Below are 8392 nucleotides of genomic sequence, written 5' to 3' on the forward strand. Positions count from 1 at the left end.
GCCGTTCGTCACCCACAGGCTGGGATACTGGCCCGCCCAGCGCTTGGCCGGATCGGCGTCAGCCGTGCCGTTCGCGTTGTAGGGAACGACCCGCGTCCCGTCATAGAGGTCGGTGCCGTGGCCGCCCTGGAACTTGACGTCGTCGACCAGCGAATTGGCGCCGGCCGTCCACAGCAGAGCCGTGGCGCGCGGATTGATCCCGCCGGTGTTGAGGCCCAACCCCGAGACGATGGCGTCGCCGCCGGCGGCCGAGGCGACCAGCGCCTTGGGCGCGCCCACGCCCTGATAGCCGGGTGTGCGATCGGGCAGCACGATCTGGGTGAGGCTGGGATGGAGGCCGATCAGCACAGTGTCCGGCCGCAGCCGCAGCGTGTCGGCGACGTGGTAGAACCCGGCCGGGAAATAGACCACGCGATAGGTGTCGATCGCCTTCTGGATGGCGGCCGTGTCATCGGCCGCGTTGTCGCCCTTGGCGCCCAGGGTCCGCACGTTCACCCAGTCGGAAGTCGCCGGCAGGGCCCGGATCGCCGGGGCGCGCCGCGCCGGCAGACCGGGGATCGCTTCGGCCATCATCTGCGTCTTGTACTCGCCCATCCGGCCCAGGCCCGGCAGCGTAAGGCCGTGGGTGAACGACGAGACGCGATAGGCGCGCCCCCTGCCCGGCTCGGTCTTGCCGCTGTCGCGGAAGCGGGCGAACACCGGCGTGTTGACGGCCACGACGTTCTCGAAGCCGACCTGGGTGTAGACGTTGTTCTCGTTGGAGATGACGACGGCGGCCTTGGAGACGTTCTCGAAGCGCACGTCCTTGCCCCACAGCCAGTCGCCGTAGCCGCGGTCGATCTCGATCCCCACGGGGGTGTCGCGCATGGCGACATTGACCAGGGTCAGGCCGGCCTCGTGCTCGCGGATCGCCGCATCGCGCTGCCCCTCGAACGTGGAGTCGAGCAGCACGAAGCCCCAGGCCGGCGAGGTCTTCTCGGCCAGAATGCCGTAGCGACCGCCCTTGAAGTGCAGGTCCTCGGCCTCGTTGGCGACCTGGTGCAGGCCCGCCAAGCCCGAGCCGATGTCGAACTCCATGTGGCTGAGATAGGCGTGCTGGGCCGCGTGGAGGCGGATCGCCGTCGCGGCCGGATTGCCGGCGCCGATCTTGAAGTCGATATTGCTCATCGCCGAGTAGAAGGTGCCGGGATTGGCGTCGGCGACGTCCTTGTCGAACGGCACGCTGCCCGGCGGCGGGAACGGCACGCGCCGCGCCGGGTCGCGCTTGGCGCCGGCGAAGATCACCATGTTGCCCAGGCCCTTCTGGAACCCCGGCGTCGCGTCGCCCAGCAGGATCTGCGGGCGCGTGGCGCCGACGCCGAACACCCGGACGCCCGGCCACAGGAAGAGCGTCTTGCTGATGCGGTAGCGGCCGGAGGGCAGGAAGACCAGACCGCCGCCGCCCTTGGCCGCCGCCGCGTCGATCGCGGCCTGGATGGCGGCGCCGTCGTCGGCGCGGCTATCGCCCTTGCCCCGCACGACCACGGCGGCCGGATCGTCCGGCGCGGTCGCGAAGGCCGAGACCGAAGCGGCTGCCGGCGACGGGCTCGCCGCCACGAGCAGTGCGATCAGGGCCGCGCAAGGCGCGACAAGCCAGCTCTTCATGGGCAGCCTCTTCTTGATCCGGCGGCGGACGGGACTATTCCGCTTGCGCCGATAGGAGTCGTCAACACGCTGGGTCAGGGCGTCACGGCGTAGAGCGAATGATGGGTGAGGACGAAGAGCGTCCGCTTGTCGTCGCCGCCGAAGATCAGCTGCAGCGGCCGCTCGGGCAGGTCGATGCGACCGGCCGGCCGACCGTCGGGCTCATACTGGAAGATCTGGCCGTTGGCGACGAACACCCGTCCCTGCCCATCGACCGCGACGCTCTCGCCGCCACGGTTGGCGAAGACCTTCAGTTCGGTCAGGGCGCCGGCGGGTCCGACCTGGCCGCTATAGGTCTTGCCCTCGGACTCGTTGGTGACGAACACACGCTCGCCGACCGTGCCGCCGATCAGGCCATGGGCCTGCAGGCTGTCGGCCCAGCGCCAGCCGACATGGTCGGGCGGCCCTTGCTGCCACACGCGGAAGGCCGGCAGCACCAGGCTGCCGTCGGGCGAGACGTATTCCCGGGCCTTGGGCGTGGCGACGTCGCGGGCGAACATCTCGGCCAGAGTGGTGAACTGGCCGGACGCAGGATCGTACTGGTCTCTGAACTCGCCGTTGTTCCACCAGTTGACCGGCAACAGGGTCTTGGCGTCGGGACGTTGGGCCACGGGCGTCGATGCGATCAGGGTCATGGCGTCCTTGGGGCCGGCCGGGTCGATCGAGTAGACCGAAGCCTGCGGACCGTAGGACGACACCACCAGCAGCTTGCCCGAGCGGTCGACCGCCAGGTTCGTGGGGTCCAGCGAGTGGTCACGCACCACCTCCAGGCCGCCCGCCTTGGTCCAGCGGTAGATCCGCTGGAAGCGCTTCTCGACGAAATAGAGCGCGCCGTCCGCGCCCACCGTCGCGCCGGAGATCGACCAGAAGCCGCTTTCCAGCTTCTTGACCTTCGGATCGTCGATCGTCGCGACCGGCGACGGGTCGCCCTTCACGTCCAGCACCGCGAACTCGCGCTCGCGCACCTCCAGCTTGCGCGTCTCGTCCTGGATTGCGTTCTCGAACGGATACTTGCTGGCCCGCAGATAGGTGCCGCACCCGATCGCATCGCAGAGGGCGACGCCGCTCTCGGCGTTCACATGAACGTTGCGGAAGCGGATGTCGGTCGAGTTGAACAGCTTCACCGCCGTCTCGGCGGGATGGTACGACCGGGTGACCCGATAGCCGTGATAGTTGGCGAACAGGATGTTTCGCGAGTTGCGCACCTCCAGCGAGACCGCGTCAGGTCCGTCGCCGACCTCCTGCTCGGTCTGAGGCGCCAGGAATTCCCAGTTTTCCACGTTGTCGAGCACGAACTCGTTGCGCACGTGGTGCTCGACCGAGACCTCGTAGATGTGGCCGGGCGTCTTGGTGTCGGAGATGTAGAAGCCGGCCGAGGCGAAGGTGTTGGGGCTCCAGACGTTGGCGAACGTGCCGCCGCCGCCGTCCGTCACCCAGATGCTGGGGTACTGGGCGTCCCAGCGGCCGTCCGCCACCGGATCGCCGCTGCGCGCCTGGGCCGCGCCCAGCGACTTGCCGTCCATGGTGGGCGTGCCGCCGCCGCCCATGATCTTGACGTCGGTGACTTGGGAGGCCGCCCCCGACCGCCACAGCAGCGCCGAGGCGCGGGGGTTGACGCGTCCGGTGAAGATCCCGATCCCGAACAGGATGTTGTCGCCGCCCTTGGGCGTCTCCAGCACGGGCGTCACCGGTCCGACGCCGGCATGGCGCGGATTGTCGTCGGGGATCACCAGCTGGGTCAGAGCCGGATGCAGGCCGATCAGCACGGTGTCCGGCCGCAGCTTCAGGGTGTCGGTGACCTTGTAGAAGCCAGTCGGCAGGTAGAGCACGCGGTGGGTGTCGATCGCCTTCTGCAGGGCGGCGGTGTCGTCGCTCGTACTGTCGCCCTTCACGCCGAGCGTCTTGACGTTGGTCCAGTCCGCGACCGGCGGCAGATCGCGGAGGGCCGGCGCCGTGGCAGCCGGCAAGGCCGTAAGCGCCGACAGATCCACCTTGGTCTTGTACTCGCCCATCTGGCCAAGGCCCGGCAGAGTCAGGCCGTAGGTGAACGAGGCCACCCGGTAGGCGCGCCCCCTGCCCCCCATTGGGCCGGCCACCGTCTTGCCGCTCTCGCGAAAGCGGGCGAACACCGGGGTGTTGGTCGCCACGGCGTTCTCGAAGCCGACCTGGGTGAAGACGTTATCTTCCGCCGAGATGACGACGCCGGCTTTCGAGACGTTCTCGAAGCGGACGTTCTTGCCCCACAGGCTGTCGCTGTAGCCCCGGTCGATCTCGATGCCGACCGGCGTGTTCTTGATGGCCACGTTGACCAGGGTCAGATCGACCTCGTGCTCGCGGATCGCCGCGTCGCGCTGGCCGTCGAAGGTCGAGTCGATCAGGGTGAACTGCCAGGCCGGCGAGGTCTTCTCGGTGACGATGCCGTAGCGGCCGCCCTGGAAGTGGACGTCCTCCATGATGTTGCCGGCCTGGTAGACGCCGGCGAAGGCCGAACCCAGGCGGAAGTTCATGTGGCTGAGAAAGGCGTGCTGGGCCATGCGGAACCGCACCGCCGCCGCGGCCGGATTGCCGGCCCCGATCTCGACGTCGACATTGCTCAGGGCCGAATAGAAGGTGCCGGAATTGGCGTCGCGCGCCTTCACGGTCGACGGGACGACCGTCGAAACGGGGACGGGAATATCGCCGACCTGGTACTGATCGCCGCCCGTGAACACGATCATCGTGCCCACGCCCTTCTGGAAGCCCGGCGTGTTGGGCCCCAGCACGAAGACCGGCCGGGTCGCACCGACTCCGAAGATGCGCACGCCCGGCGGCACCAGGATGCTGCGGGTCAGCCGGTAGCGGCCCGACGGCAGGAAGACGAGCCCATGGCCGGTCTTGTCGCGGGCGCTATCGATAGCGTGCTGGACGGCGTCGGTGTCGTCCGCCCGACCGTCGCCAACACCCTTGACGGTGATCGCGCGCGGATCGTCGGGGGCGGTGAGCAGGACGGAGCCGGTCGAGGCCAGGGCCGGGGTCGAAACCGCCATAAACGCCGCCAAAAGGACCGCTCTCATGCCGCTCTCCTCGTCACAATCCCTTATCGATAAGGAATTGGCGCATACCCGCCATCCTCGACCATGGTCGTAGTTACGCCCCGTCGGCAGCCCGGTAGAACCCGATTCAACCGTGCGGCTGGTCTGTCGTTCATTCGCCAGGCCGGCCGGCTTTGAAGGGAAGCCGCTTGCCGTCGCCATCCCGCCCCGCCCTGTTCCCCGGACTCGCCATCATCGCCATGGGCGTGAGCGGGAGCGGAAAATCGACGCTCGGCGCCCTCCTGGCCGGCAGGCTCGACTGTCCGTTCCTGGAAGGCGACGATTTCCACGACGCCCGCGCGGTCGCCAAGATGAGCGCCGGCCAGCCCCTCGACGACGACGACCGCTGGCCCTGGCTCGATCGGCTGGGCTTGGCCATCGGCCAGGCCGTCGCCTCGGGGCGACCGGTCGTGGCGGCCTGTTCGGCGCTGAGACGCAGCTATCGCGAGCGCCTGCGCGGCGCTATCGCGGCCCCCACGCGCTTCGTGTTGCTGGACGCCAGCCGCGACGAGCTCCTGCGGCGGCTCACCGATCGCTCAGGCCACTACATGCCCGCCAGCCTGCTGGATAGTCAGCTCGCCACGCTCGAGCGCCCCGGCGCGGATGAGGCGGTCTTCGGGCTCGACGCCGCTTCTCCGCCCGAACGGCTGTGCGAGATCGCCCAGGCCTGGCTGGAAGCCGACGCGCGTCAGGCCGCCGGCCCGCCCCGCGCTTCAGGGCATCAGGCGTTTTCGACCCCGAGATAGATGCCAGCGCATGGCCAGGGCGGCGCCGTCGCCGTCCTGCGCGCGGATGGCTTCAACGATCATCTCGTGCTCTCGCATCATCTCGGCGATGGCTTCCGGTGGTCGCGATCGCGAGATGTCGACGCCGGCGCGCATGATCCGGTCGACGTCAGGCTGCAACGCCTCGAACGTCACCAGGAAAGCGGGATTGGCGGTGGCCTCGACAATGCGGCGGTGCAGCTCCATGTCCTCGACATGGGCCGGCGCGTTCGACAGCAGGGCCGCGCGCAGGTCGGAGAGCGCCTCTTCTATGCTCTCCATTTCCTCGGCCGAACGCCGCGCCGCCGCCAGCCGCGCCGCCTCGGCCTCGAGCACGAAGCGCACCTCGTAGCTGCCCAGGGTCGTGGGCAGTTCGGACAGCGGCATGTAGGCGCCCAACTTGTCGGACGGACGGTTCTTCACGAACGAGCCGGCCCCACGGCGGGCCTCGGTGATACTGTCGGCGGCCAGCCGGACGAGAGCCTCGCGCACGATGGTGCGCGACATGCCGAAGATTTCCGCCAGGCGAGCCTCGGACGGCAGACGATCGCCCACGGTCAATCCGTCGGCGTTGATCATCTCCACGATGCCCGTATAGGCCCGGTCGGCCAGGCGGCCTTCACTCATCCATCGGTCTCCAGCTCATGCGGCGCACCATCGCGCCATTCGCTCTCCTAAGAAAGCGGATGTCGGCCTGCGCCACGGCCGGCAGACGATGGACCTAACCCGAAAAGCTGTATGACAGGTTTCAGCACACCGCTCCACTTGGAGAAATGTTCACGCTCACATTGGCTAAACCGCTTGAACTTGTCCAACAGATAGCGTTACCATCCGAACGTGACCCGGATTCGCCGACCATCAGTCGGCGAGCAAAACAAACGGGCGACGCGCCATCCACGATGGCTGCGCAGGGATGAGGCAGAGGGGTTCAGGAATGACCGCGACGGCAGTCCGCGTTATCGACCGGGATCAGGAGACGGCCTTCTACGGGCTTACCCCGACCCAGCTGAAGGTTCTGGAAGGCGTCAATTCAGGCCTGCTGAACAAGCAGATCGCCTTCGACCTCGGCATCGCCGAGGCCACGGTCAAGGCCCACATGACCGCATTGATGCGCAAGCTCAACGTTCACAACCGAACCCAGGCCGCGATCGCCGCCCAAGCCCTGGTGCGCGGGCTGCGAACCGTCTCCCAATAACCTTCGAACCCGCGAACGCGCCCGAGGCCCCGGGCGCGTCGCGAGGATTGGCGTCGTGCAATCCTTGGCGCACCGCCTATATCTGCGGTCTCGCCGCTATCGGACCGCGCCATGACCAAGCCCTTGAAGATCGATTTCGTCTCCGACGTCTCCTGCCCTTGGTGCATCGTCGGCCTGGGCGGACTGGAGGCCGCGCTGGAGCGGGTCGGCGACCTTGTCGACGCCGAGATCCACTTCCAGCCCTTCGAGCTCAATCCTGACATGCCGCCCGAAGGCCAGAACATCGTCGAGCACGTGGCCCAGAAGTACGGCTCCACGCGCGAGCAGTCGGCCGCCAACCGTCAGGCCATCCACGACCGGGCGGCCTCGGTGGGCTTTTCGATGGTCACGGACGAGAACAGCCGGATCTACAACACCTTCGACGCCCACCGCCTGTTGCACTGGGCCGGGCTGGTCGGCGACCAGAAGGCGTTGAAGCACGCCCTGTTCGACGCCTATTTCACCGACAACCAGAGCCCGGCCGATTACGAGGTGCTGGWCGCGGCCGCCATGAAGGCGGGCTTGGATCCGCACGCCGCCCACCAGGTTCTGGTCTCAGGCCAGTACGCCCAGGAGGTCCGCGACGCCGAGCGCCATTGGCAGTCGGCGGGGATCAGTTCGGTGCCGGCCGTGGTGATCAACGACCGCTACCTGATCTCGGGCGGCCAGCCGCCGGAGTACTTTGAACAAGCCCTGCGCCAGATCGCCGCCGAGGACTGACCGGCGTTCGGTCAAATATATTTACTTTGAAGCGGAGCCTTAGTCGGGCGAGAGCGTTTATTCCCCGAACGGGGATTATTCCATGACCAATCCGACTTCGGCCCAGACCACTTTCGAGCGCGAGCTCGTCAGCCTGATCCCGCACCTGCGCGCCTTTGGCCGCTCTCTGACGGGCAACGCCAGCCACGGCGACGACCTGGCTCAGGACGCCCTGACCAAGGCCTTGGCCTCGCGCAACTCCTACCAGCCGGGCACCAACATGAAGGCCTGGACCTTCATGATCCTGCGCAACGTCTTCTATTCGGAAAAGCGCCGTTCGTGGCGCTCGTGCGCGCTCGACCCGGAAGTGGCCGAGCGGACCCTGGTCTCGGTCTCCAATCCTACCGCCGCCCTGGAGCTGGACGAGATGCGCCGGGCTCTGGACATGCTGCCGCCCGACCAGCGCGAGGCCTTGATCCTGATCGGCGCCGCCGGCATGTCGTATGAGGAAGTCAGCGAAGTCACCGGCGCGGCGCTGGGCACCATCAAGAGCCGCGTCAGCCGCGCTCGCGACCGCCTGGCCCTGATCTTCGCCGAAGGCCAGATCGACGAGGACAACAAGCCGGCCCACGCCGCCATGGCGTCGATCTTCCGTCAGATCGACGACTACCGGACGGCCCGCGCCGCCTAAGGCCGCGATCTCAAGACGACGAAAAGGCGGCGCCTAGTGCGCCGCCTTTTTGCGTGGGATCAGGTGCATGACACCGACGATCACGCCGCCGACGATCAGACCCACCACCGCCGAACCCGCCGCCATGGCCAGCCACCCGGTGACCGGTCCGATCACCGGAGCCGTTCCGGCCCAGTGCGACGCGCCCTCGACCCAGTGCGGCACGGGAGTCAGGTGGAAGTGCTCCAGGCCATGAACGATGATCCCGCCG

General features: G+C 67.9%; 7 protein-coding genes and 1 pseudogene. 4 read left to right on the forward strand and 4 right to left on the reverse strand.

Annotation, left to right across the window (positions count from 1 at the left end; genetic code table 11):
* Together AC1DZ6_RS12895 and AC1DZ6_RS12900 are read right to left on the reverse strand one after the other, a co-directional pair.
* Window positions 1-1644 (reverse strand): glycosyl hydrolase family 28-related protein (locus AC1DZ6_RS12895; protein ID WP_477097573.1); only part of this gene is annotated, 1644 nt, incomplete at its 3' end.
* A 74-nt stretch (window positions 1645-1718) separates the two neighbouring features.
* Window positions 1719-4736, reverse strand: coding sequence for a glycosyl hydrolase family 28-related protein (locus AC1DZ6_RS12900; protein ID WP_477097574.1), 3018 nt, complete (start codon window positions 4734-4736; stop codon window positions 1719-1721).
* Window positions 4737-4903: 167 nt separating this feature from the next.
* Here AC1DZ6_RS12900 and AC1DZ6_RS12905 point away from each other — a divergent pair, with 167 nt between their 5' ends.
* Window positions 4904-5500: a gluconokinase gene (locus tag AC1DZ6_RS12905; RefSeq protein ID WP_477097575.1), complete on the forward strand. Its 597-nt coding sequence runs from the start codon at window positions 4904-4906 to the stop codon at window positions 5498-5500.
* Here AC1DZ6_RS12905 and AC1DZ6_RS12910 read toward each other — a convergent pair.
* Window positions 5468-6145, reverse strand: a complete 678-nt coding sequence (locus tag AC1DZ6_RS12910) for a FadR/GntR family transcriptional regulator (protein WP_477097576.1) — start codon at window positions 6143-6145, stop codon at window positions 5468-5470. The genes AC1DZ6_RS12905 and AC1DZ6_RS12910 overlap by 33 nt on opposite strands.
* Window positions 6146-6452: 307 nt before the next feature.
* Here AC1DZ6_RS12910 and AC1DZ6_RS12915 point away from each other — a divergent pair, with 307 nt between their 5' ends.
* The 3 genes from AC1DZ6_RS12915 (at window position 6453) to AC1DZ6_RS12925 (ending at window position 8142) form a co-directional block, all read left to right on the forward strand.
* Window positions 6453-6713, forward strand: a complete 261-nt coding sequence (locus AC1DZ6_RS12915) for a helix-turn-helix domain-containing protein (protein ID WP_477097577.1) — start codon at window positions 6453-6455, stop codon at window positions 6711-6713.
* Between the two features lie 111 nt (window positions 6714-6824).
* On the forward strand, window positions 6825-7472 hold the full coding sequence (locus AC1DZ6_RS12920; protein ID WP_477097578.1) for a DsbA family oxidoreductase: 648 nt from the start codon (window positions 6825-6827) through the stop codon (window positions 7470-7472).
* Window positions 7473-7554: 82 nt separating this feature from the next.
* On the forward strand, window positions 7555-8142 hold the full coding sequence (locus AC1DZ6_RS12925; RefSeq protein WP_477097579.1) for a sigma-70 family RNA polymerase sigma factor: 588 nt from the start codon (window positions 7555-7557) through the stop codon (window positions 8140-8142).
* Window positions 8143-8175: 33 nt separating this feature from the next.
* Here AC1DZ6_RS12925 and AC1DZ6_RS12930 read toward each other — a convergent pair.
* Window positions 8176-8392 (reverse strand): annotated as a pseudogene (locus AC1DZ6_RS12930) (DUF808 domain-containing protein); the annotation flags it as partial.

It is taken from the genome of Caulobacter sp. P1_B12_2 (assembly GCF_056406675.1).

Bases quoted from the DNA above. Each gene is read 5' to 3' on its own strand.
- AC1DZ6_RS12910 (WP_477097576.1), bottom strand. From the start codon at position 6,145: ATGAGTGAAGGCCGCCTGGCCGACCGGGCCTATACGGGCATCGTGGAG.
- AC1DZ6_RS12915 (WP_477097577.1), top strand. From the start codon at position 6,453: ATGACCGCGACGGCAGTCCGCGTTATCGACCGGGATCAGGAGACGGCC.
- AC1DZ6_RS12925 (WP_477097579.1), top strand. From the start codon at position 7,555: ATGACCAATCCGACTTCGGCCCAGACCACTTTCGAGCGCGAGCTCGTC.
- AC1DZ6_RS12900 (WP_477097574.1), bottom strand. From the start codon at position 4,736: ATGAGAGCGGTCCTTTTGGCGGCGTTTATGGCGGTTTCGACCCCGGCC.